The sequence below is a fragment of the Siphonobacter sp. BAB-5385 genome (assembly GCF_002261125.1).
Classification (GTDB): Bacteria; Bacteroidota; Bacteroidia; order Cytophagales; family Spirosomataceae; genus Siphonobacter.
Window position 1 is genome coordinate 12134 of sequence record NZ_NMPS01000050.1, and the last position, 22011, is coordinate 34144.

A 22011-nucleotide genomic window follows, 5' to 3' on the forward strand; every position below is an offset into this window, starting at 1 on the left:
CATGTTCTGGAATTCGTACCCGCTTATTCGGTATACGCTGGCCTTTACGGCTGGAATCATTCTTTATACGCAGACTTCACTGCCTTTCATAGCTCTAGTCCTTACCGGCTTCGTCACCCTAAGCCTTTACCTCTATTTCCATTTTCTGGGAAAACAGCTATCCTGGCTGAGTGGACCGGCTGGTTTAGTAACGGTCGGGATAGTAGGTTGGCTCTTTACGGCACAGGCGGACGATAGTACGCGTCCTGACTATCTTGTTCATCTTCCGGGACCCGTTGAAGGTTACCGGGCGGTGCTGAGTTCGGCGGTGGAAACGAAAAGCAATACGTTTCGGGTCACGGCTCAGGTAGAACAGGTACGCATTCATTCCCGCTGGATGCCCGCTCGTGGCAACGTATTACTCTTTATAGACCGCAACGTTCCACATAAGCCCGCTTACGGCGATGAGCTTCTGGTACGGAAAGCCCCCGAACGCGTGGAGCCGCCGCACAATCCAAATGAATTTAACTACCAACAGTATTTGAAATACCAGGGTATCGCCTACCAGCAGTACCTCCACGTCGGCGAGTTTGTACGATTGAGCAAACGTCCACCTTCCCGTTTGGTACAACTGGCCCTTCAGGTTAATGAATCCGCGACGGCCCTACTAGCCCAACACCTGACCTCCCGAAACGAACTAGCCGTTGCTTCGGCCATGCTTCTGGGGGTACGCGACGAACTCGACAGTGATTTGCTGCGAGCGTATTCGGCTGCGGGGGCGGTGCATACGCTTTCCGTATCGGGTATGCATGTCGGCATTTTGTTTCTAGTACTGAGCTGGTTTCTGCAACCCTTACGCAAAGGTTCGTCGTACAAGAAGTGGGTGTTCGTTGGGATTGTTTTTACCTTTTTATGGGGCTACGCCTTACTCACGGGGCTGTCTGCTCCGGTACTGCGTTCGGCAATCATGCTCAGCGTATTTGTCATTGGCGATACCTTTCGGCTTTCACGGAATTCATTCAATACGCTGACTTTCTCGGCCTTGGTGATTCTGGTGTTTAATCCCTACGCTTTATTTCAGATGGGCTTTCAACTGTCTTATCTATCAGTAGCGGGGATTCTGTACCTGTATCCCAGGCTTCACTGGCTCTGGCAACCAGCCAATCCGCTCTGGGCGGAACTGTGGAGTTTGTCTTGCGGAGCGGTGGCTGCTCAGGTGGTTACCTACCCGCTGGCGGTGTATTACTTCCACCAATTCCCAACGTATTTTTTACTCGTCAATCCACTCGTCTTAGGGCTTTCGAGTTTGGGATTGATTGTGGGAATGTTATACCTGTTGTTGTACAGCGTGCCTTTGCTGAACGACTTTCTGTTATACTGCGTCAAACTCTCCTTTGGGTTACTTAATCAGCTCGTCTTTTATACGGAAAACTGGCCCGGTGCCCGATGGAATCGCCTGATGCTTTCGGACGTTCAGTTACTGCTGCTCTACGGCATTCTTGTTCTGTTCGTAGTACTGTTTGCAACCCGAAGAAAAATCTATCTATGGCCTTGTATGGCCCTGGCGTTCGGCTTTGCTATGACTAAACTGTACGCGTACCAGCAGCAGCGGAAACAGTACTGGCTGGTGGTCCATCACCTGAAGAAACATACGGCGGTCAGCTTTATTCACGGACGTGCGTTACACTTGCTGGCCGATTCCCTGCTGTATACGGACCGCCGTATGCAGGAGCTTCATTTGGAGCAATTCTGGACGGCTCGGGGTATTCACCAAACGCACCATACCCTCGTTCGAACTCTCACCCCTTTTGGACAAGCCCTCTGCTGGCAGGGTAAACGCGTACTCTGGATTCGGAATCCCCTTCCCCGCCGTACAATTTTACGTAGTCAGCAACCGATTGACCTTGTACTCATCACCAACAATGCCCTCCGCTACCCGCCGGACTGGCTGAATGAATTCCCTGTCCGGCAAATTGTACTGGATGTTACCAACAGTCGAAACGTGGCCGAACGCTGGCGAACGTTCTGTGCTGATCGAAATATTGCTTGTTATGACGTTCGTACGCGGGGAGCTTTCGTAGCCTCCTGGTAAAAATAACCCAATGATCTTACCGGGCTGGAGCAAGCTGAATTAATTTGCGGTACAAACCGAACGAAAGCAAATGAAAAAAATTGGTGTTATTCTGCACGGCAACGGTGTTTTTGATGGTTCCGAAATTCACGAAGCGACGCTTTCGCTCCTGGCAATTCGGGAAGCCGGAGCGGTATACGAGTGCTATGCCCCCGATGTCGATCAATACCACGTGATCAATCATACGACGGGAGAAGAAATGCCCGAAAAACGGAATGTGCTGGTGGAATCCGCTCGCATTGCCCGGGGTGAAATCAAAAATCTCATGGAACTGAACCTCGACGCAGTTGATGGTCTACTAATTCCGGGCGGCTTTGGAGCGGCTAAGAATCTGTCAACCTGGGCCTTCGACGGACCCGCTGGTCAGGTACTACCCCAAATCAAAGACGTTATCTTGGCGGCGGTTCGCAAACAGGTTCCCATTGCTTCGCTTTGCGTGAGTCCAGTAGTAGTTGCAAAAGCCTTAGAAGGCAGCGAATATCACGCTCAGCTTACGCTCGGTACAACTGAACAAGCATCGCCCTACGATATTGCTGGCTTTTCGGCAGGTATCGAAAGCGTGGGAGCTGTAGCCCAATCGGCTAGTATTGAAGAAGTCTGGGTAGACCCTGCCTTAAAAATTGTAACGGCTCCCTGTTACATGATGGAAACCGACATTTTAGGCATTCGGGCCAATACGAAGCAGGCCGTTGAGCGATTACTCGAGCTCATCGGGTAGTCTCTATAATCAAAAGTAACAAAGGGTGGTCAGCTACGGCTAACCACCCTTTGTATGATGTGTCTTCTAGAAAGGAAGATCGTCCGTATCGTTGTCAGCCGGAGGCAAGGTGGGCGAAGACGGCATGTGTGTCGGCTCACTTCCGCCGATAAAGGCGTTGGTATCGACCGCATCCACTCGCCAGGCCCGGGCTTCCGTGTACCAGCGACCGTTATATTCCCGCGATTCAAGGTTAAAGGAAACCTTGATTTTATCGCCAGGAGTGTATTGTTTGAATTCAGCTACTTTATCTCCCCAGAGAGAAAAGTTCACTTTCTTCGGATACTGTTCATCCGTTTCGATTACAAAATCCTGTTTTACCCAGGAATTACCGCTCTTGCTGGTACCCGTCACTTCCGGCAGCACTTGTTGCAGCACACCTTCAATTTCTAATGCCATTTATTTTTTCGATAAGAGGATTTGATTATCAGCACGTAGGCACTAAACCGGCCCTATGCCGATGCAAAAATAACATTCCATACTTGCTTTTGCTTTCAAAAAAATATACTTTTGCACCACATTCATCAAGGGGCGTTGTGGTGGAATTGGTAGACACGCTACTTTGAGGGGGTAGTGCCGGTTCCGGCATGGGAGTTCGAGTCTCCCCAACGTCACAGTCAAAAACCCGTTTCGGAGCAATCTGAACGGGTTTTTTCTTGTTTCAATGGGGCTGTGATACTTTACTTAGCTTTTTGCGACAATCTCCTACCCACCTAGTTACCATCATAGCCGATACTCCTAAGGGAAATTAGCGAAACGATGGATCCTCGTTACTTCTTCTGGTTTGTGGGGCACCCGTGCTTTTTCTCAATGATCACATATAAAAAAGCTACAAATACCTACTCCACTCTCGAAAAACCAGAAAACTGATTGAAAGCATTGATTGGTACACGTAGTACATTTACGCTCCTTTCCTGAGAAGAAATCAGAATCTTTCTACTTCACAGCTTAGAACTTTATCGGTTATAGCAAACTTTAAACATATATATTCTTACCGTATATTATCTATTGTTACTTTATCATTAACTTACTAGCCCTTATGGAGGTGCCTTTTCTTTTGTAGGCATAGATCCGTAGCACTACCCTATTTCTGCTCAAGGTTATTCAATCCAGGTTAATCATAGAGTATCTAGCATGAAACGTCAGTTTTCGCTTCCGCTTAACAAAAGTCGTTTTTCCGACTTGGAGCGGCTTTCCTTTGCCCTACAGGCCGCTCAGGTAGGAACCTGGGATTTAGATCTGGAACGCAGGCAAGTCTGGTGGGATGAGCGATGCCGGGAACTACATGGGTTTGTTAAAGAAGTGGAAGTTGCTTACGAGACTTCCCTTGAGTACGTCCATCCCGCCGATCAGAGCCGGGTAGATCAGGCCGTTACCTGGGCACTGAATCCGAAATCCCTGGGAGATTACGACATAGAGTTTAGAACCATTGGCGGCGAAGACTATAAGTTACGCTGGGTGCACTCCAAAGGGCAGGCCTTCTTTGATGAGCATGGAAAAGCTTACCGTTTTTCGGGCATTATGCAGGACATTACCTCGCTGGTACTGGCCCGCCAGCAGTTAGAGGCGAGTGAACGCCACTGGCGTAGTATGATTGAAAGTTCGCCCGCTCCTACAGCCGTCCTCATCGGCCGTGAAATGAATGTCCAGGCGGCGAACAAAGCCATGCTTGACATCATTGGAAGAGACGAAAGCATCCTGGGCAAAGACCTCCTGGAAGCCATTCCTGAATTTGAAAGTCAACCGATGATTGGCCTGGCCCTAAGCGTTCTTGAACAGGGCCACATTTACCATGATCCGGAAGGAAGAATAGCGATCCTGAAAGAAGGCTGTTTACAAGAATACTGGTTCAGTTACACGTATACACCATTGGTTAACGAGAAAAAAAAATATACGGCGTGATGGTTACGGCTATAGATGTCACCATTCTGGTACAGGCTCGCCGCACCTCGCAAGGAAAGTAGTTCGTTCACCAAGTATTTAGAGGCTACTCCAGATTCGGAGCCTAGGAAAGTTGTGGTCCCATCACTGAAAAAGGTACCTTGAAAGGATCATCTTTTCACCGAGCGATGCGAAAGGCTTTCCTCCAGCATCGCTCGATTGTATATTCCATCCATTCGGCTAAAGCCATCGGGTTTCATCTTCAGCATTCCCGTCCTTCTGCCACGCTCTACGGTTCTATTTTTAAGAAATGTGTTTTTCTGACGCTATTTCCTCGGGTACTAGTTGTATAGATGAATACCCCTGGGTATGTTTACGTAAGGCATTGAAAAGTAGTAGTGATTGAACCTTAAACCTTTGTATTTATGGTCTACACAGCCACTAGTTTCCAATCAAACCGCCAACTTCAAAAAACCATCTTTGCCCAGCTTTCCGATCCGCCACTGAGTACCCCCAGCCGTTATGGGATTCGATCAAAACCCTACCAGTGGGGTGATGATATCGTCTATTACGAGCTACTTCAGGAGCAGGGACTTTATTATTTACGTGTCCCTGAACCCATGGAGGGAAAACAGGCCGTCTTCACTCGCTATTACCTTTTAAATCATGGAGGTCAATACGTACAACCTGTGCTTGTTTTCTCCCCATATCGGCCATGCCGTTCTGAAGGGTGACGACACGCCCGTCTTTTCAGAGGTTGAGTGCTACTAGGCTGCCCAATGGTCAGCCCCCGATTTCGAGAAGGTTGGTTGCTTGTTAGTTAATCAATGCCTGAGTAATCAACCTTTTCCATTCCTATCGCTTTTCTGTTACCCCATCTGATTAGCTGTACCTTCCTGCTTGGGTAGGGTGGAGAGTCCCCTGCATTCAGAAATGGGTCCATTGCTGTAAAACCCGCATGGTCGTCGCCGTAAGAAATTAACCCTGCATACATGCCTACGTTTTAACAAATTCCTATGCGAAAAGTCATTGATCTACAGGTATGCAATCGCCAATTTAGAGCTATCGAAAGAGGCGTTTGGACGGGTGGTTCCTTCGGTCGTTTTCATGGTTTGACTGTAAATCTCAGCCAGCATCTGGCTGAGATTTATTTGGTTCAGGGCTTATGTGCGTTGTACGTTCAACTTTGTCGTTTTCCGATGCGAAAAGTCATTTTTTGTGGAAATTCATTGGGACATCTTTGTGAGCGAATAATGATGATCGCGGGTCAGTATAGACGCTGCGTTTTATTTTGGCGAAGGATAAATCTCAGCTGGCATCTGGCTGGGATTTATTATGCCCAAATCCGGAATGCTTAGACCATCGTAGCCGTTTATCACCTTCAGGCTGGCGTGAAAACAGTTCATGACTCCCCCGCAATCTGCTCCGTTCTTTCTTTTAGCATCAGTGGCTCACCTCTATCCGTACTTAATAACTTGTGAGTCAGCCCTGAAACTACGTGCAGAGAACTAGTCTACCCGGAACCATCCCAGACCTATTGCCGTTTGTTAATCTTAGTTTTATAGAAAAACCCGGACTTAATTACAGGAATTTTGTATTTTTTCTATGGAATGGTATAGCCTTTTCTCGTAAATTGACACGGAAAGGAATAATCTGAAAAAGGTCTGTTCGGCATCACGCATAGACTTCCTGCTTATTCCTAACCTTAGCTTGCAAAGTTCTTACTTGTTTAGCCTTTGCTTTGATTAAAATTATCACGGGCTGATCCGGATTTATCATTACGTTTAATTAACGGAATAGTAGGCTTCCTAAATTAGATGTTTAATGCGAAGAGTAGTCCTTTAAGGACCATACTCAACCCATTAACATTTGGTAGTAAAAACTAGTAAGCTGCAAAAAATAAAGTGATAATAAACTATTGTTAACATTAAATTGGTCATATTTGACGTATAGTCTTAATTGATTTACTTGTAAACACTTGTATTACCCAAACCCCTTTTGGTTTCCGAAAGGGGTTTATTGCGAGGTCCATTTCACTAGCCAATTCATAGCTTTTTTCTATAGGTTATCGCATTGATAGCCTTATCATATCTATTTACTATCCGATGTTCAGAGGAGTTCTCTCATTTAATTCGTAAATTTGCGAATTATTTGAAAAAGGATTAGTATAACCTCATTGGCCTTGCTGATGAGGTTTATTGTAACCGGTGAAAAGAACGGCTTATGGCCGAATTTTATTTAAGAATAAACGTTAGTGTTATCTGTATGCTGGCTGTTAACTTATTCGTGTTTGTGGTACGTATATTACAGATGATCAGCCCATTCCTTGTTACCCCCTATGCTTGATTTTATTGCTATAGACTTTGAAAATGCTAACAATGCCAAATCCAGTGCCTGTTCGTTGGGCATTGCCGTGGTAGAAAAAGGCGTTATTACCGATATAAAGCATTGGTACATCAAGCCCCATCCGTTCGAGATGGGCTATTATCAGCAACGTGTCCATAAAATTCCGCTTGAATCGCTTACCCTCGCTCCGGCGTTCGACGAGCTTTGGCCAGCGGTGCTTCCGTTTCTGGAAGGTAAAACGATACTTGCCCATAATGCGGCGTATGATTTAAATCTCCTACGCGGCTTGTTTGAACACTATCACTTGTCTATTCAGTCCCTGCAATACGCCTGTACGGTAGATATGGCTCGTGCGACTTGGCCCAATGAACCTAAACATTCGTTGGGTTATCTGGCTTATTACAATCAGCTGACGTTTACGCATCACCGGGCCGATGATGATGCCCGGGTCTGTGCCCAGCTGGCTTTGCGAATGGCTGATTTACACGAAGCCGAAGATGTGGATGACCTGATTTATCGTACGAAGGTCAGCAAGCGAAACTTCGACGGAACTTACGCCACGCTGAAACCTCGGCCCCGTACCCGTCAACAAACACCGCTCATTCCGAATCTGCATGCGGAGATTAATGTTACGCACCCGTTTTACGGAAAGTCAGTCGTGTTTACCGGTGATCTTACCGGACTGGGACGTACGGAGGCTCAACAGCTGGTCTGGCAGTGTGGCGGTATTGCAGCTAAAAATCTTTCCTACACTACGCACTACATGGTAGTAGGCAAACAGAACGCTCAATTGGTTGGTGAAGAGCTGATGTCTTCCAAAATGAAAAAAGCGGAAGAACTCCTTAGCCGTGGTTTTCCGCTGGTTATCCTGAATGAAGAAGAATTCCTGGCCATGCTGTAAGACGTTCTATTTGGCTTTAAATACCCATTTTTCTTCGGTAATGAGTGCCTGCTGCATGGCATTAAACAATTCTTTATCGTCTTTGAAGATCATCTGATCCACGTCATAGCTTTCTACTTCTACAGTGAATGCTTTCTGCCTGAACGGCCAGGGCTCCACACCAACCGTTCCATTACTGCGTTGAAAGATGTAGTAACTGGTGCCATCGGGGCCGGGACTGATTTCCAGGCGACGTTCACCCGCTGGAATCTGGTCCTGGCAAAGGATCAACGATAAGGCATCGCACCACTGGATAAAGCTGTACGCGTATTCGGCCTCCTCGCGGGTAATCTGGTAATGAGCACACCAGTCCTTCTGATTCCGTTTCTGTTCGTCCAGAAAGTCGTTCAGTTCCTTACTGACTCCCCGCTTGGGTTCGTATAGATAGGACGTATGCATGGAGACCATCAGGGCATTCCAGCGGCTTTTTTCCAGACCAATCTGAATAACGTTACGGCACTGCTCAACGGAATATTCCATCATCTGGAAATTCAGCGGTGCTCCCGCTTCATTCAAGTGGTTTTTGCCTTCCCAGGGTTCCTGTCCATCATCATGTTCGGTAAGAGCCACAATGGTCTTGATCCAGTGCATGGGCCGTTTCTTAACGGGCCACTGTAGAGCTAGCTGCAATGCCAGCATACCGTGAGCCTGCTGATGAATAATCTCCCATCCCGAAGAAGTTGGTTTAACAATCATGCCGTACGTTTTTGTTTAGTTCAGTAAGACTACAAAAGCTATACCCAGGCTGAAGGGTACGATCAAAAACGTGTTCTTCAGCCTGGATTCCGAAGTAGGGGTTTACTGTTCCTGTAAATACTCTAAAGCAGCCTGTCCGACAAATTTTCTGCCCGGATTATTCCCCTGCATCCACTCTTCCGGCGGAAACAGTGAAAACAGGCCCATCTTCACCAGAGCGGGTATGGCAGCCCGAAAGGCGGCCTCTACTTTTTCGCTTTTCGTAAGATTGTACAGGTCAATGTTATGCAGCAATGTCGCCAGGGTTCCAGTGGGTTTACTTTCCTGGGCGGGTGCTGCGGGTTGACGCAGAATCTGCTCATTGATGCGGGATAGCTCGTCGATATTGGCAAGGTTCTCGTCCATAGCTTTATAGGTTTAAGTGGAATACGCAGGGATTTTAACCGTGATGTACCTTTCCGTACGATCTATAAAAAGTAAGCCTGATCCGCATCGAATCAGGCTTACTGGTTAACCGTACAACAAAGCTCGGTCTACTTCTTTGATTATGAATTCAAAATCTTCCGGGCGATTGACGTAATCCAGGTGATTCACGTCCAGAACCAGTAGTTTTCCGTCGGTATAACTGGCAATAAATTCTTCGTAATGAGCATTCAGATCGGTCAGGTATTCCACACTCATATTCAATTCATACTCTCGACCCCGTTTCTGAATCTGATGCAGCAGCTTGGGTAAATCCGCTTTCAGGTAGATCATTAGATCCGGTGGTTTCACCACGTCCATCATCGTTTGAAAGAGGGAGAAGTACGTCTCGTAATCGACCGCACTCATGTAGCCGGACCGATACAGATTTTTGGCGAAAATGTGAGCGTCTTCGTAAATCGTACGATCCTGAATGATACGTTTGGTCGAATGCATGATCTGTCGGGCCTGATCAAATCGACTTCGCAGGAAGTAAATCTGCAAGTGAAAGGCCCAGCGTTCCATATCCTCGTAAAAGTCAGCGAGGTACGGATTATTTTCAACGGCTTCGTAGAAAACCTCCCAGCCAAAGTGCTCGGCCAGCATGCGGGCCAGGGTGGTTTTCCCGGCTCCAATGTTACCGGTAACGGCAATATGCATGAGGGAAAAAAGTTAAGAATACGGATCACTAAATTTTGGGGCAACAAAGATACAACGCAACGGCCTTGTGGCTAGGCAAGTTCGTCGTTCGGTGAGAAATTACCGATGAAAATGTCATTAACGCAGGTTCTTAAACTTTTCTAATCCCGTACCTACGTCCTTAAAACCTGCTTTTACAGCCAAAAAAGCTTACCTTTGCACCCGAATGATCCACTTTACAGGTGGCTTCTACTTATTTTATGAAAGCATATCGCATTTTATTGTATTACCTCTATACGCCCATCGAAGATTGCCTGGCGTATCGGGAAGAACACCACCGTTTTTGTCTGGAAAACAATCTGCTGGGCCGGGTCATTGTGGCACCGGAAGGATTAAACGGTACGGTATCCGGACTGGCTGAAGATTGCCAGCGGTACATGGATTGGCTGCACGCCGACCCGCGTTTTGCGGCGATCCAGTTCAAGATTGAAGAACACGAGCAGCACGCCTTCCACAAGCTGCACGTACGGGTCAAAGAAGAAATTGTCAATTCCGACTTACCCGTTGATCCTCTCAAACAAACGGGCGTTCACCTGGAGCCGAACGAGTTTCGTCAGCTCATGAACGATCCGGACGTGGTACTGGTCGACATGCGTTCAAATTACGAACATAACGTAGGGAAATTCAAGGGAGCCATCACGTTTGATATGGAGAACCTCCGCGAACTACCCGATCACGTAGCTGAGATCGAACACCTGAAGGGCTCCGGCAAGAAAATCATTACCTATTGCACGGGTGGTATCAAGTGCGAGAAAGCCTCGGCGTATCTGCTCCACCAGGGTTTTGAAAACGTGTACCAGTTGCACGGCGGTATTATCCGGTACGGACTGGAAGAAGGCGGTGAGAATTTCGACGGCGAATGCTACGTATTCGATGGCCGAGTAACGGCCCCGGTCAATCACGTCAACCCAGAGATCATTTCGACCTGCCATGTGTGCGGTACGACGACGAGTCGAATGGTTAACTGTGCGAACCCCGAGTGTAACGAGCACTTGCCCATTTGCGAGCAATGCGGCTGGGACATGGACGGAGCCTGCTCAGACACCTGCCGGACGCACCCCCGCAAACGTCCGTACAACGGCCAGGCTATTATCCGAAAAAATTCGAAGATTATACGCCGGTCATGGGTTTCAAGAGTGCTCAGGGAAGCTTCAGAAAAGAGTAAATAGTTTACAGTTTTCAGTAAAGCAGTTGATCGAAATATTTCAGATCTATTCATGGGTGTAAATTCGAAGATCACTGAAAACTGTAAACCGAAAACTGACAACAGTAAACTAGACCAACTCCTTTCTCAACACATAATCATTCATCCAGTAGCCTCTGCCGATGTAGTTGTCTTCTTCACGCGAGAACTCGAAGCCTAGTCTTTCGTAAAACTGACGGGCTGAGTTACTCCGGTTGACGTTCAATTCCAGAAAATGCCCGCCGCGTTGCAGAGCTTGCCGGAACACCTCCTCCAAAAGCTGCCGTCCGTATCCCCGCCCCTGCTGATCCGGTAGAAAATAAATTTTGTGCAGCTTGACGAGTTGGTTTTCTTTGAGTTCGAAGGCAGCGAAACCGACCGCCGTTTCCTGGTCATCATACGCCAATAGAAAAACGGTTTGGTCTGTAAAGCTCTTCGTCAGGGTTTCTGTACTGTACATCCAGTCCAGCATAAACTTCGACTGTTCCTCGGAAAGAATAGCTCCGTACGTAGGACGCCAGGCAGCATAGGCAATGGATTGAATGGTGGAAACATCGGACGATTGAGCAGTACGAATGTGCAGCATAGCGAAATAAAGTTTAAGGCAATCCAGCCACTAAGTTAAAAATTGCAAAGGCAGCTTTGCGAGTTTACGAATAGATTATGTCCGAAAAGAAACCCATTATTCTCGTCACCAACGACGATGATATTACCGCCAAAGGCATCAGTATATTAGCTCAGGCGATGCAGGAACTGGGAGAAGTGATCGTCATTGCTCCCGACCGTCCACAGTCCGGACAAGGCCATGCCATTACCATCAACAATCCCGTTCGTATCCGGAAAGCCCGTTTCTTTAAAGATGCCATCGTGGCTTACGAAACGACTGGTACGCCCGCCGACTGCGTGAAGATGGGCAAACACCTGATTTTGAAAGATCGGAAGCCCGATCTGGTCGTCAGTGGCATCAACCACGGGAGCAATACCGCCATCAGCATTCTATATTCCGGTACGATGTCAGCCGCGATGGAGGCTGCTATCGAGGGCATCCCGGCGATTGGTTTTTCGCTGGCCGATTACCACCCCGAAGCCGACTTTTCGCATACGGTCGAAGCCATTCAGACCATTGCCCGTCAGGTACTGGAAAAGGGCTTACCCAAGCACGTCGCTCTGAACGTCAATTTCCCGGCGAAGTCAGAGGAACCTTTGAAAGGCATTCGGGTCTGCCGTCAGGCCGACGCCCGCTACCTGGAAAGTTTTCAGCAACGCGAAGATCCCTACGGACGTCCGTATTACTGGCTGGACGGTGATTTCGTAAATTTCGACGAAGGTACGGATACGGATGAATGGGCCTTATTGAATAATTACGTTTCTGTTGTACCTTGTAAGTGCGATCTGACTGCTTACTCGACGCTGGAAGACTTAAAAAGCTGGGAGTTCTAATGTTCGGTATCGCTCCTCGAACGATTCTTTCCTTTTCCCCCATTGAACGTGTATTTTTGAATTATCCGTAGTGTTTGAAATATATCCATTTAAGTTATGGCCGTACTCGGAAGTCTATTGAAAAGAGGTATTGGGTTGACAGGTACTGTCATACGCCGACGCCGAGTCAATGGATCGAAATCACAGCGTAAAGCCTTTATCAAGTTACTTAACAAAGCCCGCTATACCGCTTTCGGGGAGAAGTATCACTTCGAAGATATTCTTTCTTCGGCTCTTTTCCGCAAAGACAATCAGTTTTACGAACAGTACCGACAGCACGTGCCCATTCACGACTACAACAAAATGTACGAGGAATGGTGGCACCGCACCAAGGAAGGCGAAAAGAACGTCTCCTGGCCGGGTCGCGTGAAGTTTTTCGCTCTTAGCTCTGGTACTTCCGAAGCTGCCTCCAAGTACATTCCGGTGACCAAAGACATGGTGAAAGCCATGCAACGCACCAGTATCCGGCAAATCATCGCTCTTTCCGAGTTCAAGGACCTGTCCAACGAGCTGTTCGAAAAAGGGTACCTGATGCTGGGCGGTAGTACCGATCTGAAATTCAGCGGTCGTTACTTCGAAGGCGATCTGAGTGGAATCAACGCTTCGCAAATTCCCTTCTGGTTCGAACGTTTTTACAAACCGGGGAAGGAAATCGCCCGGATTCGCGACTGGGAACAGAAGCTCGACGAAATTACCAAGCAAGCCAAAGACTGGGACATTGGCTACGTCGTGGGCGTACCCGCTTGGATTCAGTTATTGCTCGAACGCATCATCAAGCATTACAAGCTCAAGCACATCCACGAAATCTGGCCCAATCTGGAAGTGTTCGGCTGGGGGGGCGTTTCCTTCGAGCCGTACCGGGTGGGCTTTGAGAAGCTGCTGGGAAAACCCATTACCTACATCGAGACCTATCTGGCCTCGGAAGGCTTTATGGCCTATCAGTCCAGACCCAACGCCAAGGGGATGCAACTGGCCTTGAATCAGGGGATTTTCTTTGAATTTATTCCGTTTACGGATGAAAATTTCAATGGTGAAGGCGAAGTAAAGCCCAATGCCAAAACCCTGATGATTGATGACGTGGAGGAAGGCGTAGAGTATGCCCTGCTCATTTCGACCTGCTCGGGAGCCTGGCGGTACCTGATTGGGGATACCATTCGGTTCACGGATAAAAAACGCTACGAAATCACCATTACGGGTCGTACGAAGCATTACCTGAGCCTCTGCGGGGAGCACCTTTCCGTGGATAACATGAACCGGGCTCTGGAACTGACCTGTCAGGAATTACGCATTTCGGTACCCGAATTCACGGTAGCGGGCGTTCCGCACGATTCGCTGTTTGCTCACCATTGGTACGTAGGCACCGATGATCCAGTGGATGCCCAGCGATTACGTAACCTCATCGATCAAAAACTGAAAGACCTCAACGACGATTACGCCGTGGAGCGTACGCACGCACTGAAGGACGTCATGGTTACGGTATTGCCCGTTCAGGCGTTTTACGACTGGATGGCATCGAAGGGGAAAATGGGCGGTCAGCACAAATTCCCCCGCGTATTACGCAAAATGATGATTCAGGAATGGGAAGAATTTCTGGTCAAACGGGGATACGACGCTCCCGTAGAAGCCAGCAAATGATCCGCTTTTTCCGGGAGAAAATGAGTATCGCAGAACCAGTTGAGATGCATTAATTCCCGCTGACATACTTCACTCAGGTACTGAGGAGCCAGTCCGTCTTTCACGAGGCGGACTGTTTTTTTAAGTCCAGAAAACGCATTTCATCCGTCTGCGATTGCTTGGCCCCCCAGTTGTACACGGGTAGCACCTGTACCTGCGTCAGTAAGGTTTTCTGCTGTCCGTTTTCCGTTCCTTTTTCGATGGTCAGTTTCAGTAACGGTATCAGTCGGTCCCAGACAAAAATGTCGTAGGCTACGAAGTCTGCCAGGGAGTAAATCGCAAATCCGGCTTTGGCTTCGCCCGTAAACGGATCGTTGAATTCCACGCGTTCCATCGGCTGCGGATTGTGCGGGTGACTCCCTAGAATGATGTCTACGCCACACTCCCGGAATACGCGGTGGTAAATCTCGACGGTATGAGCCGAAGGATACGCCTGATAGGCATTGCCCGTATGAAAGAGAAATACGACTACATCCGCCCCGTGCTCACGAGCGGTCTGCACCTGAGTTTTGATCCGGGAGACATCCGCTCCGGCCCGGTTGAGGCGGTCGTAATTAACCAGCCATTCGCTTCCTGGCTCGGTTTCGAATTTGTTTAGATTCGATGTCCAGGACAGAAAGCCAATCCGAATGCCGTTCCGTTCCAGCATTACAGGCTGATCGGCTTCTTTCGCCGAAGCTGCCGTGCCTGCGTAAGCAACCCCTTTTTTGCGTAGAAATTTTATGGTTTCGTGTACGCCCGATTCCCCCTGATCCAAACTGTGATTGTTGGCTGTGGATAGCAGGTCATAGCCCCGAAATTTTCCGTTCCCGGAAAAAATGCGAAACATTTCGTCGGAACCGTTGAAATGCATGTCGTTGAGCATGATCTCGGGTACGGCGGCGGCGGGCTTGTCCTCCACCATCGGCGTTTCCAGATTCGCCACCACCAGATCGGCGTTGAAAAACCACTCGCCTACTTCGTCCCACAAGTGTTGCGTGGCCTGCGGGTTGATTCGCTCGTACGGCATCAGATCGCCCCCCGCCGATAAGGTCAGTTTCGCCTGACTCTGGAAGGCCGGAGAAGGCGTAAAATCCAGCCGTTGCGAGCGGAAATGGGCTTGTAGATTCCCCTGTGCCTGTACTGGTGGAGCAATGTAGTATTTGTAGCCCAAATACGCCGCTCCCACGTAAGGCGATAGCTTGGGATTTTCTTCAAAATCTTTAATCGGCACTTGCCACGTTCCTTTCCGCAACCAGTGCAACGGACGGTACACCCGAGTGAGCGTGCGTAACAAACGTTCGCCCTTGGCCGTATAAGGCATGACGGGAAATACCGTCGCCTCCGAATATCTTTTTTCATATTGATTCAAAACCGCTTCAGCCCTACGCCAAGGGATCTAGTGACCCATGATCCAAATTTCGAGTTGACGGTACAATAGATACACGCCCGTACCGACAAATACGCCCCCGCTTACCCGGTTGATCCACATGATGACGTTCTCGTTGAGAAAGCGTTTGATGCGTTGGGCAAAGAAGGCAATGGAAACCTGCGTCAGGAAAATCGCCAGTAAGCAGGCCACGAAATAGGCAATCCGTAAATCCAGGGCGTATTTTAGTACGCCTTTGACGTAGGCCGATACAGATACCCAGATAATGAAATTCGCGGGATTGGTGGCGTTTAGGGTAAAGCCGATACTGAAGTACTTGAGAAAGCGGAAAAACTTACGTTTGGGTTGAGCAGTCGTTTCCTGCACACGGGCTTTACGGATTGTATTAATCCCCATGATCGTCAGGAAAATAGCTCCTCCCAGCCGTAAAATGGTATCAAAGTACGGGAAGTTGGGAATGAAGGAGGTACCCGTGAGAGCTACGAAAATGAAGATCGAATCACAGATGATTACGCCCAGGGAAATGCGTAAGCCGCTCGTCCAACCGTAATCAAGGCTATTGCGAATGAGGGCAAAAAATACGGCTCCTAACGTAATACACATCACAAAGCCCGACGAAAAACCGAGGAAAATTGCTTCCCAGAACTGCCAATTCATTTAGTAAAATTATTGCAATGATGTAGTGTGGTTGGGTGATAAGGTTTTCAGGTTTGAGGTTTGAAAAGTTTGAGGTTGAAGCGGAGAAGGGAGACGTTCTTTAGCAGTCACTACAACCTACCTTTTACTTTACTTAAACCTGAAACCTTTTCAAACGTTAAACAAGGCCAGGGAATACGCGTGTCAGAAAGTTACTACGGCTTGCCTGCCACTTTTCTCAAACCCTTTCAAACCTTATACTAACTTAAATTCCTTTCAGCCGGGCGACTTTCAACAGACCGTATACGCTCAGCGAGTCGGTAATGCGATTATCCATCACCATTTCGATAGCTTCGCTGAGGGGTAGTCGCCAGATTTGCAGTACTTCCGTTTCGTCGAATTCCGTTTCGCCCTGCTCCAGGTCCTGGGCTACGAAAATAAAGCCTTCTTCATCGGTAACCGAATTAGAGGTATGAATCCGACCAATCATCTGCCAGTCCAGAGCGATCAGACCGGTTTCTTCCTTCAGTTCACGCTGGGCCGAGATCAGCGGATCCACGTCGATACTGCCACCGCCCATGGGAATTTCCCAGGAATATTCTTCCAGTGGATACCGATACTGGCCCACCAGCCAAGTATAGCCTTCGTTATCAATGGGAATGATACCGATGGCCTTATTTTTGAAATGAGCGACCCCGTAAATGCCGGACGTACCAGCGGGGGTGATGACTTCTTCGTGACGAAGACGAATCCAGGGATTGTCGTAAACGACCGTCGATGAAACCGTTTTCCAGGGAGATTGATCCGTTTGCATGGTGCAAAAATATACGATGACGGTAGAAAGGGCATTTAATTCCGTAATTTTGCAACTATTTCGCCCCCCGGCGACTTATAGTTTTTTCCCTAAGTCATGTCCATTAGTCGTAAACAGCAACTCATCTGGCTCTCCTTTGGCGTTAGTGTCATTTTGATGCTGCTCAAATTTGTCGCCTGGTGGCTAACGGGTTCCAGTGCCATTTTATCCGATGCTCTGGAGTCAATCGTTAACGTACTGGCGAGTGGGTTTGCGACGTATAGCGTATACCTGGCCTCCCAACCCAGTGATTTAAACCACCCCTACGGTCACGGGAAAATTGAATTTTTCTCCGCGGGTCTTGAAGGCGTACTCATCCTGCTAGCCGGTATTTTTATCATCGTTCAGGCCATTCGGCAATGGATTTACCCCGAACCGATTCAGAAACTGGATACGGGGATGATCCTCGTTGGTATTACGATGATTGTCAATTACGTGGTGGGCTATTACGTTCAGAAAGAAGGCGAAAAGCAGGGCTCTCCTTCGCTCATCGCGGACGGAAAACATCTGCAATTGGACGCCTTATCTACCCTGATTTTGCTTTTTGGTATTGGACTGGTATTACTTTCCGGCTTCGTCTGGCTGGATCGTCTGATTTCGGTGGTCTTCGGGGTGATTCTGATTTTTAATGGCTTTCAGATTGCCCGTAAATCCGCGGGCGGTTTGATGGACGAAGCGGATGACTCCACGGTCAAACGCGTTGTGGACATTCTCAGAGATCATCGGAAAGACTACTGGATTGATATTCACAACCTGCGGATCCAGCATTACGGTGCCGATCTGCACATCGACTGCCACCTGACGCTCCCCTATTACTGGGATCTGGAGAAGGTGCATACGGCGGTACACGAAGTTGAAGCCATTCTGGAAGTAGAGTTCAATTCCCGCGTGGAGATTTTCGTGCACGTCGATCCCTGCCTGCCCGCCTGCTGCCATCACTGTCAGTTAAAAGATTGCCCGGTCCGGCAGTTTCCCCGCAAGAAGGAAATCAACTGGACCCGGCAGAATCTGGTACTCAATCAAAAGCACTTTCTCGAAGCTCTCAAGGATTGATTACTCCGTCAGCTCATCGTTTGCATTTTTCTGAATCAGCCCCTGTAACTGCTTGAGCGTGGTTTGTAAGCCATCGTTTGAACCGTCCAGGAAAATGACGTTCCCTTTTCCGTGTTCGGCAAAGTGGCGAATGGCTTCCGTCCACATCGAGAACAGCACCAGCGAGGGGTCCATGTTGCGATCTTTCAGTTCCTGCACGGCCTGAGCCATCCCCTTGGAAACTTCTTCCCGGAATAAAGCAATCCCCTGCCCGCGTAACTGAGCGGCTACCCGTTCGGCTTCCGCGGCGATTTTAATGGCATTTCCTTCCGCCTCGGCCGATTTGGTTTTGGTAATCAGCAGAGCCTGTCCTTCGTTTTCGGCGGCGGCTCTCAGGTTATTCGACGCCACGACCTGAGCCATAGATCGCATGATGGCCTCGTCAAAAGCAATGTCGTTCAGTTGCAGGTCAATAAGGTGATAGCCCCAGGTAACGAGCATTTCGTCAATCTCCGTTTTTACGTGAGATACAATTTCCGAACGCAATGCCAGAATTTCGGCCTGTTTCTTGGTAGCGACATAACTCCGGATGGAACCTTCGATGGTTCGAATCAAGGCCTGCATCAGACTCCGCTGATCGACGAACTTAAAGGCAACGTTCTGGATGGCTTCTTCCGACTGATTCAGTACCGAATACACCAGCATCGCTTTAAATCGCACATTCGCCTGATCATTGGTGATGGCCTGAAACTCCAGTTCTACCGATTGATTCTGGATGGAAATACGGCGGTAGACGTACTCAATAAAAGGAATTTTGAAGTTTAAACCGGGCGTCATGACCCGCTGATATTTTCCGAAAATAGTAATGACAGCAACGGTTCCCTGCTGTACAATCACGACGGACAAAAACACAACCAGAGCGATCAGCCCAAAAAATACAAAAGCACCAGGTACAAAGGTCATAGCAGTAGTGGTTAAAATAGAATAACTCAAAGGTCCGTATCCAGACCGCATGTACCATACCCAATTTAAGGCAGTCGAGATTTTTTCGGGGTAAATGGTCAAAAATCAGTACAAAAAAAAACGTCTGCTGGTCAGCAGACGTCTCGATAAGTCTTTATCGGGTTATTCTTACAATTGCAGGTATTTCAAAAATTCCTGCTTTTTGGCTTCTTCTTCAAATTTACCTCCGTAAAAGGACGTCACCGTCGAGGAGGTCGGATCTTCAATTCCCCGCATGGACACGCACAGGTGACGGGCATCCACGAGTACGGCTACGTCGGGCGTTTCGAGTACGCGTTGCAGTTCACGGGCAATCTGCACCGTCATCCGTTCCTGTACCTGCGGACGCTTGGCAAAGTGTTGAACCAGGCGGTTCAGTTTCGACAGACCAATGACTTTACCGTTGGAAATATAGGCAACGTGAGCTTTACCAATGATGGGAACAAAGTGGTGTTCGCAGTTGGAATAGAACTGAATATCCCGCTCCACGAGCATTTCCTGGTAGCGGTATTTATTGTCGAACAGCGTAGCTGCCGGCATATTTTTGGGATTGAGGCCGCTAAAAATCTCCTGTACGTACATTTTAGCTACCCGGCGGGGCGTACCTTTCAAGCTGTCGTCGTTCAGGTCGAGGCCCAGCGTAAGCATGATTTCCCGAAAATGTTCCTGAATTTTGTCGATTTTCTGCTCGTCGGTCAGATCAAAGGCATCAGCCCGTAGGGGCGTCTGAATCGAAGTGGCAATGTGGTCTTCTCCGATTTCTTCGTCAGAAAATACGATTGAATTATCCGACAACAGGGTATTCAACGAAATTTCGTTCGGTTTCATACAAGCGAATTTTTAGGTCAAGCTGCGGGGCAAGGTTCGCCTTGAGCTTTTCGTAAATGACAATGGCAATGTGTTCTGCCGTAGGATTAAGCTGAGCGAACTCTTCGGTATCCAGATTGAGATTTTTATGGTCGAAGCGGTCAGTTACGTGCGTTTTGATCAGATCAGACAGATACTTAAGATCCACCACGTAACCCGTTTCCGGATCGATAGGTCCAGTCACCTGCACAATCAGCTCGTAATTATGACCGTGATAGTTGGGGTTGTTACACAATCCAAAAACGGCCTTGTTTTTTTCATCCGACCAATGGGGATTATGCAATCGGTGAGCAGCGTTGAAATGCTCCTTGCGGAACACCGCAACTCTCTTTTCTTCCATAAGCTATGGGTTTCAATCTACAGGTACTGGTTACGATCGGTGATGGGAAAGTCGTCTGAAAGTTTGTCAGCAACACTTCTGCCCATCAGGAAAGCGTGGTTTGTGAGTCTCAAAATAACGGAAGTCGGCAAACAAATGTTCCAGGACTTCTTTAAAAACTTTGATTTAGCTGATTTTCAGTGCTACAACAGTCGATTGGCAAAAACCTGATTTCACCGAGGAATATTCGTTTTCCGACTTAAAATAAATGACATGAGGTTTATTTTTGAACGGGTTTCCAAACGTTATTTGGAAGTCTTTAGCCACAGAAAGTTCTATTTATTAAAATTATTTATAAATTCACGAACTTTTACAAACGCTATCACACACTCCATCATTCCCTTTCTATACCTAACTTTCTATGGCTCAACCAGGCAAACCGCAGTCGTATTTAGTCCCACTGCTTATTATTGGAGTCCTATTCTTCATTTTTGGTTTCGTAACCTGGGTCAACAGTGTGTTGATCGTATTTTTTAAAGAAGCCTTCCAGCTCAGTACCTTTTCCTCGAACCTGGTTGCCTTTGCTTTCTTTATTTCCTACGCTCTGATGGCGATCCCGTCCTCCTGGGTTTTGAAAAAAACGGGTTTTAAAAACGGGATGTCTTTCGGACTGATTACGATGGCCGTCGGTACGCTGATTTTCGTTCCTGCCGCCAAATCCGTCTCGTACCCTTTGTTTCTAGTGGGTTTGTTCCTGATTGGTATTGGCCTTACGGTACTACAAACGGCCTCGAACCCTTACGTGACGATTCTAGGACCCCGCGAAAGTGCCGCTCAGCGGATCAGTTTCATGGGAGTCGCTAACAAACTGGCGGGTATTTCCAGTCAGCTGATTTTTGGTAGCATTCTGCTTTCCAGTGCCGGAACCGTTTCAGCGGCGGCTTCGCTCGAAAAAGTGGTGACACCCTACATGATTCTGACGGGCGTATTGATTGTACTGGCCATCTGGATTCGGTTTTCGAATCTGCCTGAGGTTTCTGAAGAAGATGATGAAGTCGATACTACTCAGGCCGTAACGACTACGCGTACGAGCGTATGGCAGTTCCCCAACTTGGTGTTGGGTGTACTGGCCCTCTTCTGCTACGTAGGTGCTGAAGTTATTTCCGGGGATACCATCATTAACTACGGTAAGTCCATTGGTTTCAGTAATGACGAGGCTAAGTATTTCACAGCTTACACCCTGTACGGTATGTTGGCTGGCTACATTCTAGGTATTATTCTCATCCCTAAATTTCTTTCCCAGCAACTAGCCATGCGGATCGGAGCCATTCTGGGTCTGGTACTTTCGGTGGGAGCTATCTTCACAACGGGTTTCACTTCCGTACTTTGCATCGCTTTGATTGGCTTTGCCAATGCTCCAATCTGGCCGGCAGTTTGGCCGCTGGCTTTGAATAAACTGGGTAAGTTTACCAAGTTCGCTTCGGCATTACTTATCATGGGTATTACGGGCGGTGCCATTCTGCCTCTGCTGCATGGCTACTTAACGGATACGGTTAGTCCTCAACTCGCGTATGGTATGCTTATTCCGCTGTATGCTTATATTCTTTACTACGCGTTGATCGGTCATAAAAGACAGTCTTGGTAAGAATAGCAAGATAAGATCAGCAAAAGAGGCCGTTTCCTAAAAGGAGCGGCCTCTTTTGCTG

The 22011-nt window shown here is 48.1% G+C and carries 19 protein-coding genes, 1 tRNA gene and 1 pseudogene; 10 read left to right on the forward strand and 11 right to left on the reverse strand.

Annotation, left to right across the window (positions count from 1 at the left end):
- Nucleotide 1: 1 nt before the first annotated feature.
- Nucleotides 2-2071 carry a ComEC/Rec2 family competence protein gene (locus BWI93_RS04710; protein ID WP_094808995.1) on the forward strand — a complete coding sequence of 690 codons (2070 nt, stop codon included), beginning with the start codon at nucleotides 2-4 and terminating at the stop codon, nucleotides 2069-2071.
- Between the two features lie 70 nt (nucleotides 2072-2141).
- Nucleotides 2142-2828, forward strand: a complete 687-nt coding sequence (gene elbB / locus BWI93_RS04715) for an isoprenoid biosynthesis glyoxalase ElbB (RefSeq protein ID WP_094808996.1) — start codon at nucleotides 2142-2144, stop codon at nucleotides 2826-2828.
- 66 nt (nucleotides 2829-2894) lie between these two features.
- Here the strand turns inward: elbB and BWI93_RS04720 are convergent, their stop codons facing one another.
- Complete coding sequence (locus tag BWI93_RS04720) at nucleotides 2895-3266, reverse strand: DUF3127 domain-containing protein (RefSeq protein ID WP_094808997.1); 372 nt, start codon at nucleotides 3264-3266, stop codon at nucleotides 2895-2897.
- Nucleotides 3267-3397: 131 nt separating this feature from the next.
- On the opposite strand from BWI93_RS04720, the gene BWI93_RS04725 reads away from it, so the two are divergent.
- The 3 genes from BWI93_RS04725 (at nucleotide 3398) to BWI93_RS04740 (ending at nucleotide 7995) form a co-directional block, all read left to right on the forward strand.
- Nucleotides 3398-3481: transfer RNA gene (locus tag BWI93_RS04725), tRNA-Leu, on the forward strand.
- Nucleotides 3482-4001: 520 nt separating this feature from the next.
- On the forward strand, nucleotides 4002-4769 hold the full coding sequence (locus BWI93_RS04730) for a PAS domain S-box protein (protein ID WP_094808998.1): 768 nt from the start codon (nucleotides 4002-4004) through the stop codon (nucleotides 4767-4769).
- A 2317-nt stretch (nucleotides 4770-7086) separates the two neighbouring features.
- Nucleotides 7087-7995 carry an exonuclease domain-containing protein gene (locus BWI93_RS04740; protein WP_094809000.1) on the forward strand — a complete coding sequence of 303 codons (909 nt, stop codon included), beginning with the start codon at nucleotides 7087-7089 and terminating at the stop codon, nucleotides 7993-7995.
- Between the two features lie 6 nt (nucleotides 7996-8001).
- On the opposite strand, the gene BWI93_RS04745 is transcribed toward BWI93_RS04740, so the two are convergent.
- The 3 genes from BWI93_RS04745 to BWI93_RS04755 form a co-directional block, all read right to left on the reverse strand.
- Nucleotides 8002-8730 carry a DUF3891 family protein gene (locus BWI93_RS04745; protein ID WP_094809001.1) on the reverse strand — a complete coding sequence of 243 codons (729 nt, stop codon included), beginning with the start codon at nucleotides 8728-8730 and terminating at the stop codon, nucleotides 8002-8004.
- Nucleotides 8731-8832: 102 nt separating this feature from the next.
- The gene (locus BWI93_RS04750) at nucleotides 8833-9135 is read right to left on the reverse strand and encodes a hypothetical protein (RefSeq protein WP_094809002.1); all 303 of its coding nucleotides are present in this window, start codon (nucleotides 9133-9135) and stop codon (nucleotides 8833-8835) included.
- 105 nt (nucleotides 9136-9240) lie between these two features.
- Nucleotides 9241-9852: a deoxynucleoside kinase gene (locus tag BWI93_RS04755; protein WP_094809003.1), complete on the reverse strand. Its 612-nt coding sequence runs from the start codon at nucleotides 9850-9852 to the stop codon at nucleotides 9241-9243.
- A 239-nt stretch (nucleotides 9853-10091) separates the two neighbouring features.
- On the opposite strand from BWI93_RS04755, the pseudogene BWI93_RS04760 reads away from it, so the two are divergent.
- Nucleotides 10092-11056 (forward strand): annotated as a pseudogene (locus tag BWI93_RS04760) (rhodanese-related sulfurtransferase).
- Between the two features lie 109 nt (nucleotides 11057-11165).
- On the opposite strand, the gene BWI93_RS04765 reads toward BWI93_RS04760, so the two are convergent.
- Nucleotides 11166-11660: a GNAT family N-acetyltransferase gene (locus tag BWI93_RS04765; RefSeq protein ID WP_094809004.1), complete on the reverse strand. Its 495-nt coding sequence runs from the start codon at nucleotides 11658-11660 to the stop codon at nucleotides 11166-11168.
- Between the two features lie 77 nt (nucleotides 11661-11737).
- Here BWI93_RS04765 and surE point away from each other — a divergent pair, with 77 nt between their 5' ends.
- Nucleotides 11738-12514: a 5'/3'-nucleotidase SurE gene (surE, locus tag BWI93_RS04770; RefSeq protein ID WP_094809005.1), complete on the forward strand. Its 777-nt coding sequence runs from the start codon at nucleotides 11738-11740 to the stop codon at nucleotides 12512-12514.
- 96 nt (nucleotides 12515-12610) lie between these two features.
- The gene (locus BWI93_RS04775; RefSeq protein WP_094809006.1) at nucleotides 12611-14188 is read left to right on the forward strand and encodes a GH3 auxin-responsive promoter family protein; all 1578 of its coding nucleotides are present in this window, start codon (nucleotides 12611-12613) and stop codon (nucleotides 14186-14188) included.
- Nucleotides 14189-14288: 100 nt separating this feature from the next.
- Here BWI93_RS04775 and BWI93_RS04780 read toward each other — a convergent pair whose 3' ends face one another.
- The 3 genes from BWI93_RS04780 to BWI93_RS04790 form a co-directional block, all read right to left on the reverse strand.
- Nucleotides 14289-15578: a CapA family protein gene (locus BWI93_RS04780; RefSeq protein WP_176454133.1), complete on the reverse strand. Its 1290-nt coding sequence runs from the start codon at nucleotides 15576-15578 to the stop codon at nucleotides 14289-14291.
- A gap of 27 nt (nucleotides 15579-15605) precedes the next feature.
- Nucleotides 15606-16253, reverse strand: coding sequence for a LysE family translocator (locus BWI93_RS04785; protein ID WP_094809008.1), 648 nt, complete (start codon nucleotides 16251-16253; stop codon nucleotides 15606-15608).
- Between the two features lie 244 nt (nucleotides 16254-16497).
- Nucleotides 16498-17046: an NUDIX hydrolase gene (locus BWI93_RS04790; RefSeq protein ID WP_094809009.1), complete on the reverse strand. Its 549-nt coding sequence runs from the start codon at nucleotides 17044-17046 to the stop codon at nucleotides 16498-16500.
- A 96-nt stretch (nucleotides 17047-17142) separates the two neighbouring features.
- Here BWI93_RS04790 and BWI93_RS04795 point away from each other — a divergent pair, with 96 nt between their 5' ends.
- Nucleotides 17143-18138 carry a cation diffusion facilitator family transporter gene (locus BWI93_RS04795; RefSeq protein WP_094809010.1) on the forward strand — a complete coding sequence of 332 codons (996 nt, stop codon included), beginning with the start codon at nucleotides 17143-17145 and terminating at the stop codon, nucleotides 18136-18138.
- Here the strand turns inward: BWI93_RS04795 and BWI93_RS04800 are convergent, their stop codons facing one another.
- From BWI93_RS04800 to BWI93_RS04810, 3 genes are all read right to left on the reverse strand, one after another.
- Nucleotides 18139-19080 (reverse strand): SPFH domain-containing protein, encoded by a 942-nt coding sequence (locus BWI93_RS04800; RefSeq protein ID WP_094809011.1) that lies wholly within the window; start codon nucleotides 19078-19080, stop codon nucleotides 18139-18141.
- A 168-nt stretch (nucleotides 19081-19248) separates the two neighbouring features.
- Nucleotides 19249-19947: a GTP cyclohydrolase I FolE gene (gene folE, locus BWI93_RS04805; protein ID WP_094809012.1), complete on the reverse strand. Its 699-nt coding sequence runs from the start codon at nucleotides 19945-19947 to the stop codon at nucleotides 19249-19251.
- The gene (locus BWI93_RS04810) at nucleotides 19904-20326 is read right to left on the reverse strand and encodes a 6-carboxytetrahydropterin synthase (RefSeq protein WP_094809013.1); all 423 of its coding nucleotides are present in this window, start codon (nucleotides 20324-20326) and stop codon (nucleotides 19904-19906) included. Before BWI93_RS04810 ends, folE begins: the two co-directional genes overlap by 44 nt.
- A 400-nt stretch (nucleotides 20327-20726) precedes the next feature.
- On the opposite strand from BWI93_RS04810, the gene BWI93_RS04815 reads away from it, so the two are divergent.
- Nucleotides 20727-21950, forward strand: a complete 1224-nt coding sequence (locus BWI93_RS04815; RefSeq protein ID WP_094809014.1) for a sugar MFS transporter — start codon at nucleotides 20727-20729, stop codon at nucleotides 21948-21950.
- Nucleotides 21951-22011 lie beyond the last annotated feature (61 nt).